At 74.9% G+C, this 18,015-nt stretch carries 13 protein-coding genes; 6 read left to right on the forward strand and 7 right to left on the reverse strand.

The window, feature by feature from the left end:
* Positions 1 to 175 precede the first annotated feature (175 nt).
* Positions 176 to 1,570: an alkaline phosphatase family protein gene (locus ACGF3A_RS33710; protein WP_393734228.1), complete on the forward strand. Its 1,395-nt coding sequence runs from the start codon at positions 176 to 178 to the stop codon at positions 1,568 to 1,570.
* Entirely contained in the window at positions 1,567 to 2,589 is a 1,023-nt protein-coding gene (locus ACGF3A_RS33715; RefSeq protein WP_393734229.1) for a sugar phosphate isomerase/epimerase family protein, read from the forward strand. The genes ACGF3A_RS33710 and ACGF3A_RS33715 overlap by 4 nt, the downstream gene beginning before the upstream one ends.
* Positions 2,590 to 2,626: 37 nt before the next feature.
* Here the strand turns inward: ACGF3A_RS33715 and ACGF3A_RS33720 are convergent, their stop codons facing one another.
* The 3 genes from ACGF3A_RS33720 to ACGF3A_RS33730 form a co-directional block, all read right to left on the reverse strand.
* Positions 2,627 to 4,102, reverse strand: coding sequence for a serine/threonine-protein kinase (locus tag ACGF3A_RS33720; RefSeq protein WP_393734230.1), 1,476 nt, complete (start codon positions 4,100 to 4,102; stop codon positions 2,627 to 2,629).
* Positions 4,103 to 4,170: 68 nt separating this feature from the next.
* On the reverse strand, positions 4,171 to 4,842 hold the full coding sequence (locus ACGF3A_RS33725) for a response regulator (protein WP_393734231.1): 672 nt from the start codon (positions 4,840 to 4,842) through the stop codon (positions 4,171 to 4,173).
* A complete protein-coding gene (locus ACGF3A_RS33730) occupies positions 4,833 to 6,011 on the reverse strand; it encodes a sensor histidine kinase (RefSeq protein ID WP_393734232.1) in 1,179 nt (392 codons plus the stop codon). Before ACGF3A_RS33730 ends, ACGF3A_RS33725 begins: the two co-directional genes overlap by 10 nt.
* A gap of 143 nt (positions 6,012 to 6,154) precedes the next feature.
* Between ACGF3A_RS33730 and ACGF3A_RS33735 the strand changes: the two genes are divergently transcribed.
* Positions 6,155 to 7,408: a serine hydrolase domain-containing protein gene (locus tag ACGF3A_RS33735; RefSeq protein ID WP_393734233.1), complete on the forward strand. Its 1,254-nt coding sequence runs from the start codon at positions 6,155 to 6,157 to the stop codon at positions 7,406 to 7,408.
* On the opposite strand, the gene ACGF3A_RS33740 is transcribed toward ACGF3A_RS33735, so the two are convergent.
* From ACGF3A_RS33740 to ACGF3A_RS33755, 4 genes are all read right to left on the reverse strand, one after another.
* Entirely contained in the window at positions 7,326 to 8,168 is an 843-nt protein-coding gene (locus ACGF3A_RS33740; RefSeq protein ID WP_393734234.1) for a CPBP family intramembrane glutamic endopeptidase, read from the reverse strand. The two genes, ACGF3A_RS33735 and ACGF3A_RS33740, sit on opposite strands and share 83 nt — an antisense overlap.
* A gap of 102 nt (positions 8,169 to 8,270) precedes the next feature.
* Positions 8,271 to 10,148, reverse strand: a complete 1,878-nt coding sequence (locus ACGF3A_RS33745) for a sigma-70 family RNA polymerase sigma factor (protein WP_393734235.1) — start codon at positions 10,146 to 10,148, stop codon at positions 8,271 to 8,273.
* Between the two features lie 139 nt (positions 10,149 to 10,287).
* Complete coding sequence (locus ACGF3A_RS33750; RefSeq protein WP_393734236.1) at positions 10,288 to 13,257, reverse strand: tetratricopeptide repeat protein; 2,970 nt, start codon at positions 13,255 to 13,257, stop codon at positions 10,288 to 10,290.
* A 5-nt stretch (positions 13,258 to 13,262) separates the two neighbouring features.
* Positions 13,263 to 13,664 carry a hypothetical protein gene (locus ACGF3A_RS33755; protein WP_393734237.1) on the reverse strand — a complete coding sequence of 134 codons (402 nt, stop codon included), beginning with the start codon at positions 13,662 to 13,664 and terminating at the stop codon, positions 13,263 to 13,265.
* Between the two features lie 350 nt (positions 13,665 to 14,014).
* Between ACGF3A_RS33755 and ACGF3A_RS33760 the strand changes: the two genes are divergently transcribed.
* The 3 genes from ACGF3A_RS33760 to ACGF3A_RS33770 are packed head-to-tail and all read left to right on the forward strand — an operon-like array spanning position 14,015 to position 17,952.
* Positions 14,015 to 15,010, forward strand: coding sequence for a thiopeptide-type bacteriocin biosynthesis protein (locus tag ACGF3A_RS33760; RefSeq protein WP_393734238.1), 996 nt, complete (start codon positions 14,015 to 14,017; stop codon positions 15,008 to 15,010).
* Positions 14,994 to 17,822: a lantibiotic dehydratase gene (locus ACGF3A_RS33765; protein ID WP_393734239.1), complete on the forward strand. Its 2,829-nt coding sequence runs from the start codon at positions 14,994 to 14,996 to the stop codon at positions 17,820 to 17,822. The genes ACGF3A_RS33760 and ACGF3A_RS33765 overlap by 17 nt, the downstream gene beginning before the upstream one ends.
* Positions 17,797 to 17,952 (forward strand): hypothetical protein, encoded by a 156-nt coding sequence (locus ACGF3A_RS33770; RefSeq protein WP_393734240.1) that lies wholly within the window; start codon positions 17,797 to 17,799, stop codon positions 17,950 to 17,952. Before ACGF3A_RS33765 ends, ACGF3A_RS33770 begins: the two co-directional genes overlap by 26 nt.
* The last annotated feature ends 63 nt before the right edge of the window (positions 17,953 to 18,015 follow it).

Raw genomic sequence — 18,015 nt, forward strand, 5'->3', positions numbered from 1 at the left:
CCTGCGGCGGGCGGGCCGCACCGGGTTGAGGCGGTCGGTTCAGGGGCGCGGGGAACTGCGCGCCCGGCCACGATGCACCCGCGGTCTGCCGCGGCGGGCAGGGGCAGCCCCTTGGCAGAGACCGGGAGAAGGCAGAGCGGGGGAGCACCGTGCCGTCGGGACAGGAGGGGTCGGGATGACTGAGGTTCAGCCTCTTCTCGTCGTCGACGTCGTAGGGCTCACGCCAAGGCTGCTGGCGCACATGCCGAGGCTGAAGGCGTTGGGGGACGGCGGGGCACAAGCGCCGCTGGCGACTGTACTGCCCGCCGTGACGTGCGCCGCGCAGTCCACGTTCCTCACCGGCGAACTCCCCTCCGGGCACGGAATCGTCGCGAACGGCTGGTACTTCCGCGAGCTCGGAGACGTCCTGCTGTGGCGCCAGCACAACAAGCTCGTGGGCGGCGAGAAGCTCTGGGACGCGGCACGGGCCGTACGCCCCGGGTACACGGTCGCGAACATCTGCTGGTGGTACGCGATGGGCGCCGACACCGACTGGACCGTCACGCCCCGCCCCGTCTACTACGCCGACGGCCGCAAGGAGCCCGACTGCTACACGCGCCCGCCCGACCTGCACGACGAACTCGTCGCCGAGCTCGGCGAGTTCCCCCTCTTCACCTTCTGGGGTCCCGGCGCGGGCCTCACCTCCTCGCGGTGGATCATCGACGCCACCCGCCATCTCCTCCGCACCCGCCACCCCGACCTCGCCCTCTGCTACGTCCCGCACCTCGACTACGACCTGCAGCGGTACGGCCCCGACGACCCCCGCGCGGCCCGCGCCGCCGCCGAGCTGGACGCGGCCCTCGCGCCCCTGCTCGACCAGGCGCGGGAGGAGGGGCGTACTGTCGTCGCGCTCTCCGAGTACGGCATCACGCGCGTACGCCGCCACGTGGACATCAACCGCGCCCTGCGCCGCGCCGGGCTGCTGAACGTCCACACGCAGGACGGCATGGAGTACCTCGACCCGTGGACGTCCCGCGCGTTCGCCGTCGCGGACCACCAGATCGCGCACGTCTACGTCCGCGACCCGGACACCGACCTGCCCGCGGCCCGCGAGGCGCTCTCCGGCCTCCCCGGCATCGCCGAACTCCTCGACGAGACCGGCAAGAAGGACCACGGCCTCGACCACCCCCGCTCGGGAGAGCTGGTCGCGGTCGCGGAGGCCGACGCCTGGTTCACGTACTACTACTGGCTGGACGACGCCCGCGCCCCCGACTTCGCGCGGCTCGTGGAGATCCACCGCAAGCCCGGCTACGACCCGGTCGAGCTGTTCATGGACCCCCACGACCCCTACGTCAAGCTGCGCGCCGCCACGGCCCTCGCCCGCAAGAAGGCGGGGATGCGCTACACGATGTCCGTCGTCCCCCTCGACCCGTCCCCGATCCGCGGCAGCCACGGCCGCCTCCCGGACCGTCCGGAGGACGGCCCGCTGCTGCTCTGCTCGCGCGAGGGCGCCCTGGACGGCCTCGCGCCCTTCCCCGCGACCGAAGTGAAACGACTCCTCCTCAACCTCGCACTGGGAGACCGATCATGACCAGCGAGCGAAACCCGGAACTCCACCGTGCCCTGCGCCGCAGAGGCTTCCTCGGCGTCGCGGCCGGCGCCACGGCCGCCACCATGCTGGGCGCGGGCTCGGCCGCCGCCGCGCAGCCCGCCGGTGGGCGGCACCGCCCGATCGTGCCGCGCGGCAAGCTCGGCATCCAGCTCTACACGCTCCGCGACCAGACCCAGGCCCTCGGCTTCGCCCGCGTCTTCGAGGAGCTGCGGCGCTACGGTTACGACTCCGTGGAGTTCGCCGGATACACCCAGGGCACCGGCGACATCTCCCTAAGGCAGCTCAGACGGCTGATGCGCGACAACGGCCTGCGCGGCATCGGCAGCCACGTGGGCTACTACTCCGACAACCCGGACGACTACACGTTCGCCACCCAGCTCGACAAGGTCGTCGACGACGCCGCGGCCCTCGGCCTGCCCCACGTCGGCACGGCCGCCAGCCCGGACCGGTACGGCCGTACGGTCGACGCGTGGAAGCGGGCGGCGGCCGACTTCAACGCCTACGGGGAGGCGGCCCGGAAGCGCGGCCTGAAGTTCTACCAGCACAACCACCAGATGGAGTTCGGCTTCGCCGAGGACCGCCCCGACGTACGCCTCTACGACGTGCTGCTCAAGGAGACCGACCCCGAGCTGGTCTATCTGGAGATGGACATCTACTGGGCGTACGCGGGCAAGCACCGTTTCAGCGCCCGCCCCGACGGCACGCCCGCGCCCTTCGAACCCCTCGACTACGTCAAGGCCGCCCCGCACCGCTACCCGCTCTTCCACGTGAAGGACGGCGAGCACGACGAGGCCTCGGCCGACGGCTACCACATGGTCGACGTAGGCGACGGCGACATCGACTACGAGCGCTTCATCGGCGCCCTCACCCGCCGCAAGGGACGGCACGCCGACCACCACTTCCTGGTCGAACGCGACGACGCCCCCGACGCGGACGTCAACCCGGCGGGCTCCTTGTCCACGGCCCGCCGCTCGGCGAAGTACCTGCGCCGCCGCTGACAGGCCGCCGTACCTTGCCGGGACGCCCCCTGCCTCGCTATCCGGAGAAGGGGGGCGTCTCCTCGTAGAGGTCGCCCGCGAACAGGCGGATCGGCTCGCGGAGCAGCTTGCGGTCGATCAGGTTCATCCGGTTGTCGCGCAGCCGCGGATAGACGCGGTGGCCCCGGTCCTTGCGCCGGGTGATCCCATGCTCCTTGAGCCACTCCTTCGGGGGCTCCTCGCCCCGGGGGAACCAGGCGAAGACCCGGTAGTAGCCCTTGGCGACCTCTTCGACGGTGACGCGTTCGAGGGCGTCCCACCGGATCGCGTACGTCGACTCCACGGTTCCGGCGAGGCCGGAACCGTGCTTGGTCACCAGCCACTGGGTGACGCTGAGCCCGTCTCCGTCGACGGTGACCCGGTCCAGCGGCACGGTCGCGCCCCGTACCAGGCCCGCCAGCAGGGAGACGAGCGTGACGGCGACCCAGAGGATCCAGCCCTTCACGCCGGGATCGCTGACGTCGGCGAACTCGCTGACCAGGTAGCCGCCCAGGATCCCGGCCAGACACCCGGCTCCTCCGATCATGTAGGTGTAGATCCCTACCAAGAGCCCTCTTCGCGCGGTGACGGTCACCGGGTCGCGCAGGACCTTCGTCCGCTCCGGGGGCTCCTGGGCCTGGGGGGCGGTGGCCCTCGGCGGCGCGGTCTTCTTGGCCGCGGGCTCGCGGGCCGCCGCGAGCGCCGCCAGCGCGGTGGCGACGTCCGGGCGCCGGGCGGGGTCCTTCTCCAGCAGGTCCACGAGCAACGGGCCCAGCGGGCCCGCCTTCTCCGGCGGGCGCGGCGGTTCGGTCAGGGTGGCGGCGATGTTGCCGACGGGGAACGGGGGCACGCCCTCGACGGCCTCGTAGAGGGTCACCCCGAGCGAGAAGAGATCGGCGCGGCCGTCCGCCTCCGTGCCCTGCCACCGCTCGGGGGCCATGTAGGCGGGGGAGCCGATCAGCAGGGAGCTGGCCGTCAGCCGGTGGTCGGTGTGTCCCACCGCGATCCCGAAGTCCGCGAGGAGGACCTCGCCGCCCGTGGCGAGCAGGACGTTGGCCGGTTTGACGTCCCGGTGCGCGACATCGGCCTCGTGCGCGGCGCCCAGCGCGCGCAGCAGGGCCGCGGCGACGGCCCCAACCCGCTCGACCGGCAGCGTGCCCCCGGCCTTCAGCTCGTCGGCGAGCGAGTGGCCTTCGACCAGCCGCATGACGATCCAGGGGACGCCCTCGACCTCGACGACGTCGTACACGGTGACGATGTTCGGGTGGTCCCTCAGCCGCGCCGTGTGCCGCGCCTCCCGCCCGGCCCGGGCCAGGAGCAGCGCGCGTTCCTCCTCCGTCACGCGGCCGTTCAGCAGAACCTGCTTCACGGCCACGTCCACGCCGAGCAGCGTGTCGTGGGCCTTCCAGACCCGGCCGAAGCCGCCTTCCCCGAGCAGCTCGCGCAGCTCGTACCGGCCGCTGATCACTGTCCCGGGCTGGGCCCCGTCCGTCATCGCACCCCGCTGACATGAGTTGTTGGCGTGGGCAGGATAGGAGCCCGAGCGGCTTGGGACGAGGGGTTTCACGGTTCCTGCCCCTTCAGCACCGCCAGCGCGATCTGGACCCGGTTCTCCAGGCCGAGGCGGGTCAGGACGCGGGTGACCGTGCTCTTGACCGCCGGTTCCGTCAGGGCCAGTTCCCGGGCGATACGGGCGTTGGACAGGCCCCTGGCCACCAGCAGCGCCACCGCCCGCTCCCGCTCGGTCAGCGTGTCCGGCGCGGCGCCGGACGTCAGGCCTGGTGGCAGGCCGGAGTAGGTGTCGATCAGGCGGCGGGCGACGGTCGGCGCGAGCGTCGGCTCGCCCGCCGCGACGGCGGCGACCGCCTCCGTGAGCCGGTCCGCCGTGGTGTTCTTCAGCAGGAACCCGCTCGCCCCCGCGCGCAGCGCCGCGTGCACGTACTCGTCGAGGTCGAAGGTCGTCAGGACCAGGACGCGCGGGCGCGGGACGGCCGGGTGCGGCCAGTCGCCGAGGAGGCGGGCCGTGGCCTCGACGCCGGTCGTGCCCGGCATCCGTACGTCCATGAGCACCACGTCGGGGCGGAGCGCGAAGGCCCGTTCGACGGCGGCGGCGCCGTCGGCCGCCTCGCCGACGACCTCGATGCCGGGGCTGCGCCGCAGCATCGCGTTGAGCGCCGTACGGACCATGGCCTGGTCGTCCACGGTCAGCACCCGCACCGGGGCCGTCACGCGCACGCCCCCATCGTGGCCTCGATCCGCCAGCCGCCCTCCGGCGTCGGCCCCGCGCGCAGCGTGCCGCCGAAGAGCGCGGCGCGCTCGCGCATGCCGACGAGGCCGAGCCCGGAGCCGGGCGAGCGCGGGGGAGGGGCGCCCGGGGGTGCGGCGTTCTCGACGCGGACCGTCAACTCGGCGTCCGAGGCGAGGAGTTCGACGCGTACGGGCACGGGCCCCGCGTGCTTGCGTACGTTCGTCAGCGCCTCCTGGACGATCCGGTAGGCCGAGACCTGCACGGCGGGCGGGAGCGCGGACGCCGGGCCGACGACGGTGAGCGCGACGGGGCAGCCCGCCGCCCCGGCGTCGGCGGCCAGCCGGTCGAGGTGGGCCAGCGACGGTTCGGGGGCCCCGGGGGAGGGGGCGTCGGCGAGCAGGCGTACCAGGCCGCGCATCTCCTCCAGCGCCGTGTCGGCCGAACGCCCGATCGCGGCCACGCCCTCGCCCGCCGTCCGTGGGTCCTCGGGCAGCACCACCTCGGCGGCGCGCGCCTGGAGGGCGATGGCGCTGACGTGGTGGGCGACGAGGTCGTGCAGGTCCCGGGCGATACGGGCGCGTTCGGCGGTGACCGCGCGCTCCGCGCTGAGCCGCTGCTCGGCGCGGAGCCGTTCCGCGAGGTCGCGCAGCCGCGCCGCGTCCGCGTACAGCCGCCGCCGGGACGCGCCGAGCAGCCACCCGGCCCCGCACAGCAGCGCCGCGACGAAGACGTCCGCGTAGCCGAGCGGCGGGCTGGCCTCCGGCGCCGAGAGCAACCGGGGCACATCACCCGCTAGTTCGGGGCCGAGCAGCGCCGCGAGGAGCACGGCGGGCGCGGCGAGGCTGCGGGGCGCGGAGGTGTGCCGGGCCACGGAGTAGCAGGCGAGCATGGGGGCCTGGGCGTTGTCGCCCAGCGGGTCGAGGAGTTCGCCGGTCACGTAGCAGGCCACGGAGGCGGCGAGGACCGGCCACGGGCGCGTACGCCGCCACGCCAGCGGCGCCGTCGCGCCCACGAGCAGCGCGAGGGCGAGCACGGTGCGCGCGGGCGAACCGTCCGGGAGCGGCGCGTTCAGCCGCAGTACGACCGTGACCCCGGTCAGCAGCAGCGCGAGCGCGACGTCCGCGCGCCGCCCGGCCGTCAGTCTCCGTAGCTCCATGTCCACCCCGCCCCCGGAGACGGAGCGCACGCGACGAAAGTTGCCCCGGGGGCCCCTTCCGGCGGGCGATGCCGGGGCGCGGGGCCCGTCCGTAGCGTCGGGGGCGTCGAGCGCATCCACCCGAACCGCCCTGGGAGGGCCCCATGTCACCTCATCCGTTCCGGCTCCGGCTCCGGCGTCGCCGGGCCACGCTGATCGCCGCCGCGCTGCTCGCGGGGGCGACGGCGGCGCCGCTGGCCGTGTCCCCGGCGTCCGCCACCGCCACCCCGCCGTCGCCCGACGGCCGGTTCCAGCGCGACGCGGACGCCGTGCGCGACACCGGGGCCGTCGGCGTCCAGGCCCGGGTGACCGGGCCGTTCTCCCGCTCCACCGCCGTCACCAGCGGCACGGCCGACCTGCGCACCGGCGCCCCCGTCCCGGCGAACGGCTACTTCAGGACCGCCAGCAACACCAAGACGTACGTCGCCACCGTCGTCCTCCAGCTCGCCGCCGAGCACAGGCTGACCCTGGACGACAGCGTCGAGCGCTGGCTCCCCGGCGTCGTACGCGGCCACGGCAACGACGGGCGGAAGATCACCCTGCGCCAGCTCCTCCAGCACACCAGCGGCATCCACGACGACTACCCCGGCTTCGACGACGCCGAGGAGTACGAGGAGCGCCGCTTCCGCCCGTACAGCCCCGAGCAGCTCGTCGCGCGCGCGATGCGCCACCGCCCCGACTTCGCGCCCGGCAAGGGCTGGGCGTACTCGAACGTCGGCTACATGCTGCTCGGCATGGTCGTGGAGAAGGCGACGGGCAAGCCCTGGCACGACGAGGTGCGGACCCGGCTGATCGAGCCGCTCAAGCTGCGCCACACCTACTACCCGGGCTCCTCGCCCACGCTCAGGAGCCCGCACGCGCGCGGCTACCAGCACTTCGCGACGGCCCCGAAGCTCGTGGACGTCACGCTGCTGCGCGACGCCAACGCCTCGGGCGCCCTCATCGCCACCACCGCCGACCTCAACCGCTTCTACCGCGCGCTGCTCGGCGGCAAGGTGCTCCCCGCCGCGCAGCTGAAGGAGATGAAGCGGACGGTGCCGCTCAGCGAGGAGTTCCAGGAGCCGTACCCGGGCGGCGCCTACGGGCTCGGCCTGATGCGGACCAAGCTGCCGTGCGGGGGCTACGCCTGGGGCCACGGCGGCGACGAGGCGGGCTACATGTCGCGCAACGCGGTCACCGGCGACGGCCGCCACGCCGCCACCGTCTCGGTCTCCACCGAGTGGTCGTACTCCAAGAAGGACATGCTGCGCCAGCACCGCGCGGCGACGAAGGTCGTCAACCGGGCGGTGTGCGCGAGCCGCGCACAGGACGGCTCGGACGGCCCGGACGGCCCCGGCGGCGCAGCGCGCGGACGCTGAGCAGCGCCAGGAACGACGCCAGCAGCGTCGGGCCCAGCGCGAACGGCAGCGCGCCCAGGGCCAGTACGCCCAGCGCGCCCGCCCCCTCGACGTCGAAGGCCGCGCCGTCGCCCTCCACGAGCTGGGCCACGGTCTGGAAGGCGAGATGGAAGCCGATGCCTGCCCAGATGTTCCCGGTCGCCAGCCGGAACGTGCCCAGCACGAGCCCGAAGACGAAGAAGACGAGCAGCCGGTCCGGGCTGGTGGCCGCGCCGATGAGGAAGCCGTAGAGGGCGAAGAGCGCGGCCTGCGCGGTGTTCGCCTGCCAGGGGCGCAGGACGTCGAGGAGGAGGCGCATGAGCAGGCCGCGGAAGACCAGCTCCTCCGGCAGCGCCTCGTACAGGAACACCAGCACCACCAGCATCCCGGCGACGGCGACCGCCTCCGCCACGGACGTACGGGGCGCGAGGCGGAGCGTCGTCAGGCCGGAGCCGAGGCAGAGCGCGAACCCCAGCGCGGACGGTACGGCCCAGGTCGCGGCCCCCAGCAGCAGCCGGGGCCCGCCCGCGCGCGGGGGCGGAAGCCCCAGCTCCGTCCACGAGCGCCCCGCCAGTACCGGCCGCCGGGCCAGCGCGACCCCCGGAACGACCAGGAGGGACGTCAGTACGGCCCGCGCGGCGTGCGTGGGGCGGTCGTAGTCGTCGCTGAGCGGCGTGCCGTGGAAGACGAACAGCCAGACGAGCACGGCCCCGGCGAACACGGCCAGGACCCGCGCCGCCACGCGTAAATGACTCTCGCCGTCCCCTGATTCCGTACGCCGTGTCCCCCGTGCTCCCGTACCCGGCATGTCGCATCCCCCCGTGGGGTCTCGGCGCGTGGCGCCTCAGCCCGCGGCGCCGAACACCTGGGTCCACCACGGGCCGCCCGCGCCGTCGTGGCGGCCTATGCCCATTTCCTTGAAGTCGCAGTTGAGGATGTTCTCCCGGTGCCCCGGGCTGTCCATCCACCCCTTCATGACGTCGGCGGAACTCTGCTGCCCTCGCGCGATGTTCTCGCCGTACGTGCTCCAGCGGTAGCCCGCCGCCGTGACGCGGTCGCCGGGATCCTTGCCGTCGGGGTTGTTGTGGTCGAAGAAGTCGCGTGCGTCCATGTCCGCCGAGTGCTTGAGCGCGGCGCTGTTGAGCTTGCTGTTGAGCCGTACGGGACCGCAGCCCTTCTTCTCGCGCTCGGCGTTGACGAGCGCCGTGACCTTCTCCGCCGTACCGGCGGGCGCCGGATCCGGCTTGGGCGGGTCGGGCTTCGGCTTCGGCGCGGGCTTCGCCGGTGCGCTGGTCGTCGGACGGCGCTCCGGCTTCTTGGTGGGCTCGGGCCGCTTCTTCTTCGCGGGCTTCTTCTTCTCGCGCGACGGCGAGGCGGAGGGGGACGGGCTCTTCGAGGAGGGCGACGCGCTCGGGGAGGCCGAACGCTTGGGAGCGTCCTGCGCGGAACGGGCCTCGACCCGCGTCGGCTCCTCCTTGTCCTCGTCGGAGCCCGGCGAGAGATAGACGATGCCGCCACCGGCCCCGAGCACCACGAGCGCGGCCGCGACCCCCGTCACGCGCCGCCGCCGGGCCCGCCGCAACCGCTCGGCCCGCCGCGCCCCGGTCCCGCCGCCGTGACCGGTGGGACCGGTGGGACCGGTGGTGGGACCGCCGGGCCCTGTCCCGCTGTACGCGGGCTCCGTGTGGACGGGCTCCGCGTAGGCGGCGGGGGCCGTGGGCGCGTACCCGGGCGGCCCCTGCGGTGCCGCCGCGGCCGTCGGCGTCGCCCCGAAGTCGGGGGAGCCGTGGGCGGGTGTCCCGTGCAGAGGGGCCGCGTACTCCGGGGTGCCGTGCGCCGGGGTGCCGAACGCGCCCGTGTCGTACAGGCTCGGTATGCCCTGGGTCGGCGCGCCCTGGCCGTACGCGGCGCTCATCGTGGCGTGGGCCGCGACCTCGGACGCTGACGCGCTCGCCGCGGTGAAGGCGACGGGCACCAGCGCGAGCCCGACCAGCAGCCGTTCGGCGGGGACGAGGTCCGTGGAGCCGCCGGAGCACACCGTGCAGTCGCGGGTGTGCCGGGCCAGCCGCTTGCGCCACAGCGGGGACGGCGCGCCGTCCCAGCCCATGGCCGCGGCCTCCAGCAGGATGCAGCGCGGCTCCGTGGCGAGCGCCCGTACGAGGACCCGCGCCGTGTCGAGCTGGCCCTTCATGCGCTGCACGCGTACGGCCGTGTGCTGCGGCGTCAGCTCCAGCGCCGCCGCGACCTCGGCCCGGGTCAGCTCGCCCGCGGCCTCCAGCCACCACAGCGACAGCAGCGCGCGGTCGGCCTCGTCCAGCCACCGGGTGGCCTGCGCGACCTCGCGCCGCTGCCCGGAGAGGCCGAGCCGGAGCACGGCGAGGTCGACGAAGTCCTCGCTGGGCAGGGCGGCCGGGTGGGTGTCCTCCAGCCGCCCCGCGGGTATCGCCTCGGCGCCGGTGCGCCGCCAGTACGCGCGCAGCTGGTTCATGGTGATGGCCACCAGCCAGCTGCGGAACTTCTCCGGAGCGCGCAGTCCGCCGAGCCCGGCCACGACCTGGAGCATGGTCTCCTGGACCACGTCGTCCACGTCCGCGTGCCCGTTCAGTGCCCGGCCGACGATGTTGTACACCAGCGGGAGGTGGGCGGAGACCAGCTGGTCCCGCGCCTGCTGGTCCCCGGCCCTCGCCGCCGCGATCAAGGCGGCCTGGGGTTCGCTGCTCACGCTGCTCGCTCCTTCTCGGTTCCTGGGGTCGGTCCGTTCCCCCTACTGGGGGTGCGCGAGAGGCCGGGCCGATAACAGAAACCCCGCGACCGATTGGCTCACACGTCCGAATCCTGTCAGACGGTGCGCGCGGAGATTCCTAGCGATTCCGGGCAGAATCCAGACTCGTCCGGACCCCGCGCGTGAGGAAATCGTCCGCGCCGCGCGTCCGTTCGCAGTCCGCGAGAGTGCGCTCGTACAGCGGGATCGCCCGCGCCGGATCGCCCGCCGCGTCGTACGCGGCCGCCAGATTGCAGCGGGCCATGAGGGTGTGCCGGTCGTCCCGGCCGAGAAGCCGTTCGTGGTCCTTGACGGAGCGCTCGTGCAGGGCGATCGCCCGCGGCAGGTCCCGCGTCTCCACGCACGCGATCGCCAGGTTGCCCCGTGCCATGAGGGTGTGCGGGTGGTCAGGGCCGAGCAGCCGCTCGGCGTCGGCGAGGGCGCGCTCGTGGACGGGGAGCGCGCGCTCGAAGTCCCCCGCCTGCGTGTACGCGCCCGCCAGGACGATCCGCGTGGCCAGCGTCGTGAGGTGGTCGGCCCCGAGGACCCGCTCGCGACCGGCGAGGGTCCGCTCGCAGAGGGGGACCGCCCGGGCGAGGTTCCCCGCCGCCAGGTACGCCGTCGCCAGATCTCCCTGGAAGCCCAGGGTGAACGGGCTGTCCTCGCCCAGCACGCGCTCGGCGTCGGCGAGCGTCCGCCTGTGCAGCGCCACCGCGCGCTTGAGGTCCCCCGCGCTCAGATACACCTTCGCCAGGGCGTTCCGGCTGGTGAGCGTGTCCGGGTGGGCGGCGCTCAGGATCCGTTCGGCGTCGGCGAGGGCGCGCTCGCCCAGGGGGATCCCCCGCTCGGTGTCCCCCGCGTCCGCGTACGCCGTGGCCAGGGCGATCCGGCTCATGAGCGTGTCGCGATGGTCGGCGCCCAGGACCCGTTCCCGGTCGGTGAGGGTCCTCTCGCGCAGAGCGGCGGCGCGCTCCGGTCTCCCCGCCGCCTTGTACGCCCTCGCCAGGTTGTCCCGGCTGGTCAGTGTGTAGGGATGGTCCGTGCCGAGGACCCGTTCGCGGTCGGCGAGGACCTGTTCGTGCAGCGGGGCGGCGCGTTCGGGACGGCCCATCAGCTCAAGGACCATCGCCATGGCGTCCCGGCTGTCGAAGGTGTGGGGATGGTCCGGGCCGAGGAGCCGTGCGCGGTCGTCGAGGATCTCTTCGAGCAGCGGGACCGCCCGTTCGAAGTCGCCCGTGGCGGCGTACGCCCTCGCCAGGTTGTCCCGGTCGAGCAGCGTGTCGCGGGGATCCGAGCCGGGGAGGTGCGCGCGGGCGTCGAGGGTCTGCTCGTAGAGGGGGATCGCACGGCTCACGTCGCCCGACGACGCGTAGGTCAGCGCCAGGTTGCACCGTGAGTTCAGGGTGTCCGGGTGGTCGGCCCCCAGGAGCCGTTCGGAGTCGGCGAGGACACGTTCGTGGAGGGGGATCGCGCGGTCCAGCTCACCGGCCGACCTGTACGTCAGGGCCAGATTGCTCCGCGCGGTCAGCGTGGACGGATCCTCGTCGCCCAGGAGGCGACGGCGGGCGGCGAGGGTGCGGAGCATGTACGTGGTGGCACGGGCCGGCGCGCCCTGCCCCGAACGGAAGGCGGCCACGCGCTCCAGGAGGGCCGCGGTGCCGAGGGTGTCGTGCTCCGGCGGGTGGTGGGAGGCGAGCGCCTCCGCGTGGGGGAGGAGCTCCCGGCACCAGTGCCACCGTGCGGGCTCCTCGACCTCGGCGGGGAAGGCGTCGCGGAGGCGAGTGGTGGCCTCCTCGCGGGCGGCGGCGATGTCGGACTCGGCGCGGTGGGGATCGTCGGCGGCGGGCGTGCGGGCGAGGGCCTGGACGAGGCGGTGCACGGAGAGGCTGCCGTCTGGGTTCCGGGTGAGCATGCTGTAGGCCCGCAGCCGTCCGAGCGCGGTGGCCAGGGCCGGGGGCGGGGCGAGGCCGTCCAGCAGGGAGCGGGGGACACGGTCGGGGGCGTACCAGGCCAGGATCCGCAGCACCCGGCCGGTGAACGGCACCTCGGCGAGGCGGTCGAGGGTCAGACGCCAGATACGGGCCACGGTCCGCTCGGCGTCGGTGCCCTCGGGCCCGGCGGCGAACATCTCGGCGGGCCACTGACGCAGCATTCCCAGATACGCGCGCGGGGCGGTGCCGGTCTCCTGGCAGTACGCCGCTGCCTGCTCCACCGCCAGGGCCAGCTGCCCCAGCTCGGCGCAGACCTCATCGGCGCCGTCGCTCTCGCGCGGCCCGTCGTGGGTGAGGACACGGACGAAGAATTCGCACGCCTCGTCCGGCGTGAACACCCCCAGGCAGAGCGGCGGGGCGAGCCGGTGCCAGCCCGTGGCGCGGCGGGTGGTGAGCAGCACCCGGCCCGCCTCGCCCACCCGGTCGAGGAGGGCGCGTACGTGGTCGGGGTGGTCGACGTTGTCCAGCACCACCAGCCAGTCGCCGTGCGTCGCCAGCCAGCCCAGCGCCCGTTCCGCCTGCAGCTCGGCGGGGAGCCCGGCCAGCCCCGGTTGCAGCGCCCGGCCCAGTGCGGCGAGCCCGGCGTCGAGCGACGCGGCGCTGTCCGCCGTGATCCACCAGCGCAGCCGGGCCGTGGCCCGGTGCGCGGCCCAGTGCGCGGCGAGCGCGGACTTGCCGACCCCGCCCAGCCCGCTCACCGCCCGCAGCACCACACCGCCGGGCGCGGCGAACGCGGCGTCCAGCGCGTCCAGTTCCCGCCCGCGGCCCACGAACAGCTCCGCGCGCGGCACGTTGGACACCCCGTCCGCCGCCGCGTCGTCGGGGATGGGCCCGTACGCCTCGGCGGGCAGCGCGTACTTCGCGTGCACGGCCGCGGCGTTGACGACGTCCCCCAGCGCGGCGATGGACCCTTGGCCGGCGGACACGGAGGGGGTGGCGGGAGCGGCGAGCCCGTCCCCGGGTCCGGACCCGGGGACGGGGGCGGAGCCGGACCCGGAGCCGGACCCGGAGCCGGACCCGGAGCCGGACCCGGAGCCGGACCCGGAGCCCTGCTTGGACCTGCGGCGGCGCTTGCTCATCCTCGTCACCGGCCGTCGTACCGGGCGCTGGACCCGTCGATGTCCCCGCCCGCCGCGATCGAACCGTCGCGCGCCGAGACTTCCTGGTCATCGGCGCCCGAGCCCGAGCCCGCGCCCGGCTCCGGCCCCGGGCCGGTGGCACGCGCCGTCGCGTTCCGGATGCTGCCGCGCGCCGCGTGCGACCCGCGCTCCGCGCGCACCGACGGCGACGCGGGGTCCCTCGGCGAGGTCCTGAGCTGCCATACCGCGACGCCCGTCGCGACCACACCGGCCACCGACCCCAGTACCCCGGTGACCTGAGCCGTCAGCTCCAGATCCGCGACCATCAGCCACGCCAGCAACCCGGCCACCGTGACGCCGCCGGCCACCGCCACCGTCCCCCACAGAGCTCGCACTCGGACTGGCACAGGGCCATTGTCCCGCAACTCGCCGCCACCTAGGGCTTGTTGGTGAGTTCTTCACGGAACGTGACCGGGTGTGCGGCGCGGCGCGTGTCAAGGGGCGCGCGGCGCGCGGAGGCGCCCGTACGGGGGTGGCACGCACTAACTGCCGTTGCGGGAACGGCAGTTCCTCGGACGGAAGGCGTGCTTCGCGGATGTCCGTCACCCGTGGGTGCGAGGGGTGAGTGCGCCGTCGCACTTCCGTTCATTATATGAAGAATGCCGATCTGTTCTTCATCGAGCCGGAGTCCGGGCAACCCTCGAAAGCGGCGTGATGCGGCGCCGTGGGTCCGGAACTCCTGGCGAGGGGAACGGAATTGTCGAAGACCGAGGCAGCGCGGCCGACCCCGCTCGGGGTGAGGGCGCGGGACGTACGGACACGGGGGCGGGCCCTGCTCGGGGCAGCGCTCGCGGCGGGCAGGTCGGTGGCCGCGGTCGCCGCCGTGGCCGGGCGGCCCATGGTGCGGACGCCGGTGTGGCCGTCGCCGTGGGTGCAGCTCAACCTCGCGCCCGCGACCCGGGACCGCTCCGAGGCGTATGCCCAGCTTCGGGAGATATCCCACGAGTTCCTGGACGACGGCCGGGTGCGCAACGTCTTCTTCATGCACAAGGAGCCCGGCCTCCGGGCCCGGTTCGAGGCGGCGGATCCCGACCCGAGCCCGCTGCGCGCCGCGCTTCTGCGCCGCCTCAAGGGGAGCGAGGCCCTGCGCCACGCGCCGGTCTGCGCCGTCTACGAGCCCGAGCACTACCTCTTCGGCGGCCGCGCCTCCATGCCGTACGTCCACGGCCTCTTCACCGCCGACTCGCTCGCCTGGCTCGACCACCACCTCGCCGCACCGGGGCGCGAGGGTGAACTCGCCGCGTGGCGGCACTCGTTGCTGCTGCTGAGGGAGTGCTTCACCGGGCTCGGGATCGTCGGCTGGGAGCACCGCGGGGTGTGGGAGGCGGTCCGGGAGCGTACGGGGCGGGGCGTGCGCGGCGCGGGCCCGGCGGACCCGGCGGCGCTCGCGGCGCGGCAGCGCGCGGCCGAGGGCATCGTCAGCTGCTGGCGCGCCCCGCGCGAGCAGCTCCTCGCCGCGTTCCCCGAGGAGCGCCGCACCACGCTCGCCGCCCACGCCGACGCGGCGCGCGAGGCGGGGGAACGGTGGCGTCGGGGCTACTTCGAGGCGGGCTCGGCGACGGTCGGGCCCCGCGCGGCAGCCGCGTACGCCACCGTCTTCCACTGGAACCGCGGCGCCCTCTCCACCGCGCGCCAGGGGCTGCTGACCGACGCGCTCGCGGAGGAGGGGGACCACGATGCCGCCCACGCCTGACCCCGAGGAGAGCCCCCGGCTCGGCGCCGTCGCCCTCGCCCGCGTGGCCGGGATGCCCTGGGAGAGCTGGGCCGCCGCGGGCAACGAGCCACTGGCCGCCCGCGCCGCAGCCCTCGACGAGGAGACGGAACGCCTCGCCGCCCTGGCCCGCACCCTGGGTGAACGCCTCGGCACAGAGATCGTCCCCGACCCCCGCCTCTCCGTCCCCGCCCGCAGAGCGGTCCTCGCCCTACGCCGCGCCCTCCACGCGGGCCGGGTGGACGTACTGCACGCGGACGCAGACCGTGCGGAGTCCGGAGACGTGGACCGTGCGGCGTCCGGCGACGTGGAGCGGGCCGCGTACCTCGCGATATCCATCGTCCGTCCCGGCCTCGCCCGCGAGCTCGCCGCACTCGCCCGGTGCGCCGCCGCGCTCGGTGACGCGCGTGTCCGCTTCGCGGAGGACGTCGTCGTCGAACGGGCGCGTGTAGGCGGGATGTTGCTCGGGCTGGCCGGTGCGCAGCCCGTGCTTCACGACTTCGTGACCGCCTCCTCGCCTCGGCTCCTCGACGACCTGGAGCGGCGGCTGCGGGCCGGTGAGCCCTGGGGCGGGAAGCGCCCTCGCAAGGGCGTGGGTTACGTGTGGCGGGCGCTGGCCCGTACCGCCGCCAAGACGACCCCGCGCGGCTGGGCGGGGCAGCTCGCGGCCGTGCCGGTGGGCGTCGCCGCGGGGGGTGCGCGGGGCGACGTCCCGCTTCTCCCGTACGGGGCACGGCTGGACGCCGTCGCCGCCGACTCCACGGAGAACGTCCACCGGCTCTGGGCCTCCCTCCGCGCCCTCGACCTCTCCACCGCGCCGCCGGACACCCTCCTGGCCCTCACCCCGCTGCACTGGACCACCCCCGACGAGTTCCGCTGCCACGCCGCCGACTTGGGGCAGGAGGACGACGGCCCGGGCGGGGCTCCAGGGCCGGCGCGTGCGGCCTCGCGGCTGCGGGCTGTCGGGCTGCGGCGGACGGGGGTGCTGGACGCCGTGCTGGGCGTGCTCGACGACGGGCCGTGCGCGCTGGGGGACCTGGAAGCCGCGCTGGTGGGCGGCCACGGGGAGGAGGGGCGCCGCGTACTGCGGGGGTTCCTCGACCACCTGCTGCGGCTCGGAGTGCTCCAGGTCTGCGCCGTGCCGGAGTCGCGGCGGCTGGGCTGGACGGCGGGCGTGGCCAAGGCGCCGGTGCGGCACGAGGTGCCGCGCGGATGGTTCCTCGACTCGTACCGGAGAGCGGATGCCACCGCGTCCGCCGTCTCCGCCGAGGGCGCGGCGAGCGTGGCGGACGGGCTGCGGCTCGCCCGGCGGCTGGCCGCGCTGCGTGACGCCGACCGGGCCGACCGGGCCGACCGTTTCGAGGCGGGCCGGATCCCCCGTCGGCCACTGCCCGAGGAGGCGGAGGGGATCGACTCCGAGCCGCGCCCGCTGCTGGACCTTCTCGCTGCGGACGACGCGGACGACGCGGACAACGGCACCGTCCGTCCCGTGCCGCGCACGCGGTACGCGGGGTGGCGGCCCGCGCGGACGCCGGATTCGGCGTACGGGCGTCTCCTCGGCCGTCTCGCCGCCCGGCTGGACGAGGAACAGGTCGATCTGGACGAGGCGCTGCTGGACGAGTTGGGGGCGCCCCCCGTCCCCGCCTGGGTGGAGAGCTGGCCCACGGACTGCCTGCTGCGCCCCCTCGCGGGGGGCGACGGGCCCGTGGCCGTGCTGGAGTCGGCGTCGCCCGCCGGTGTGCTGGACGCGCGCTTCGCCGAGGCGCTCGACGCGTTCGACGTGTTCGGCGCGCACCACGGCGGCTACGGCAACGTCCGCGCGTACCGCGCCTTCCTCGCCGCCTACGAACGCGCGACCGGCGTCCGGTTCGTGGAGCTGCTCGTCCCGCCGCTCGGCGAGCCCGCCGCCAACGCCGTCCGCCGCCCCGCCGTCACCACCTGGTGCACCGGCGACCCCAACACCGGGCTCTACCACCCGCCGGACGCGCTCGCCTCCGTACGGCACCTGCCGCTGCACCGCATCACCCTCCGCCGCGCGCCCGACGGCACGCTGGTCGCCGAGGACGGGGCCGACGGCGTGCGCCTGCTGCCCGTGCACCACGGGACCCGTACGCCGGTCCCGCCGTACGACCGGCTGCTGCGGCTGCTGACCTCGGCGGGGCATCCGGCGTCGCAGTACGCGGTCCAACTGGGCGGACTGGCGGGCGCGTTCCCCGAGGCGTGGCGCGTGCCGAGGCTGACGGTGGGCGGGCGGCTCGTGGTCAGCCCCGCGCAGTGGCGGCTGGCACGGGCGCGGCTGTGGCGGCCCGGGGACCCCGAGGCGGTGAAGGCCGAGCGGCTGGCGGCGCTGCGCCGCGCCGCCGGACTGCCGCGCTTCGGCTACGTACGGACGGAGCCGGGCGGCAAGCCCGTCCCGGTCGACCTCGCGGCCCTCCCGGCGCTCCAGGCGCTGGAACGGCTGTGCCAGTCCGCGCCGGACGGCGACGCCCTGTGGTTCGAGGAGGCGCTCCCCACGCCGGGCGTCGGCTCCCCTGCCGAAGGCTCCCCGGCGTTCCGCGACCCCGCGCACGACGGTGCCGCCGTCGCCACGCAGCTCCTGCTCCGGCTGCCGTACGACCGTACGGCCGACGCACTCGCCGCCGACGCGGCCCGCGCCCACGCCACCGCGTGCGGCGCCCCAGACCTCCCCGGCACACGGCCGTCGTACGGCGGCCGTGCGCAGGGGCGGACGCCCCATCCACAGAGAGAAGTGAGAGAAGGGAAGCACCATGCCTGCCAAGATCGAAGCCCTTGACCTGGACAACCTGATCGACGACCTCGACGCACGCATCAGCGAGTCCGCCCTGCCGGACGACACGTCGATGGACACGGGCCAGTGCAGTGGCCTCTGCACGGTCGTCGTCTGCACCGTGATCGTCTGCTGACGGTCGTCCACCGCGCACCGAGCCGCCCGGCCCCCGGCCGGGCGGCTCTCGCCGCCGCATCTT

Origin of the sequence: Streptomyces sp. NPDC048172 (assembly GCF_043202595.1) — a bacterium.
Taxonomy (GTDB): domain Bacteria; phylum Actinomycetota; class Actinomycetes; order Streptomycetales; family Streptomycetaceae; genus Streptomyces.

Bases quoted from the DNA above. Each gene is read 5' to 3' on its own strand.
- ACGF3A_RS33715 (WP_393734229.1), top strand. From the start codon at position 1,567: ATGACCAGCGAGCGAAACCCGGAACTCCACCGTGCCCTGCGCCGCAGA.
- ACGF3A_RS33730 (WP_393734232.1), bottom strand. From the start codon at position 6,011: ATGGAGCTACGGAGACTGACGGCCGGGCGGCGCGCGGACGTCGCGCTC.
- ACGF3A_RS33735 (WP_393734233.1), top strand. From the start codon at position 6,155: ATGTCACCTCATCCGTTCCGGCTCCGGCTCCGGCGTCGCCGGGCCACG.
- ACGF3A_RS33770 (WP_393734240.1), top strand. From the start codon at position 17,797: ATGCCTGCCAAGATCGAAGCCCTTGACCTGGACAACCTGATCGACGAC.
- ACGF3A_RS33710 (WP_393734228.1), top strand. From the start codon at position 176: ATGACTGAGGTTCAGCCTCTTCTCGTCGTCGACGTCGTAGGGCTCACG.
- ACGF3A_RS33750 (WP_393734236.1), bottom strand. From the start codon at position 13,257: ATGAGCAAGCGCCGCCGCAGGTCCAAGCAGGGCTCCGGGTCCGGCTCC.
- ACGF3A_RS33720 (WP_393734230.1), bottom strand. From the start codon at position 4,102: ATGACGGACGGGGCCCAGCCCGGGACAGTGATCAGCGGCCGGTACGAG.
- ACGF3A_RS33765 (WP_393734239.1), top strand. From the start codon at position 14,994: ATGCCGCCCACGCCTGACCCCGAGGAGAGCCCCCGGCTCGGCGCCGTC.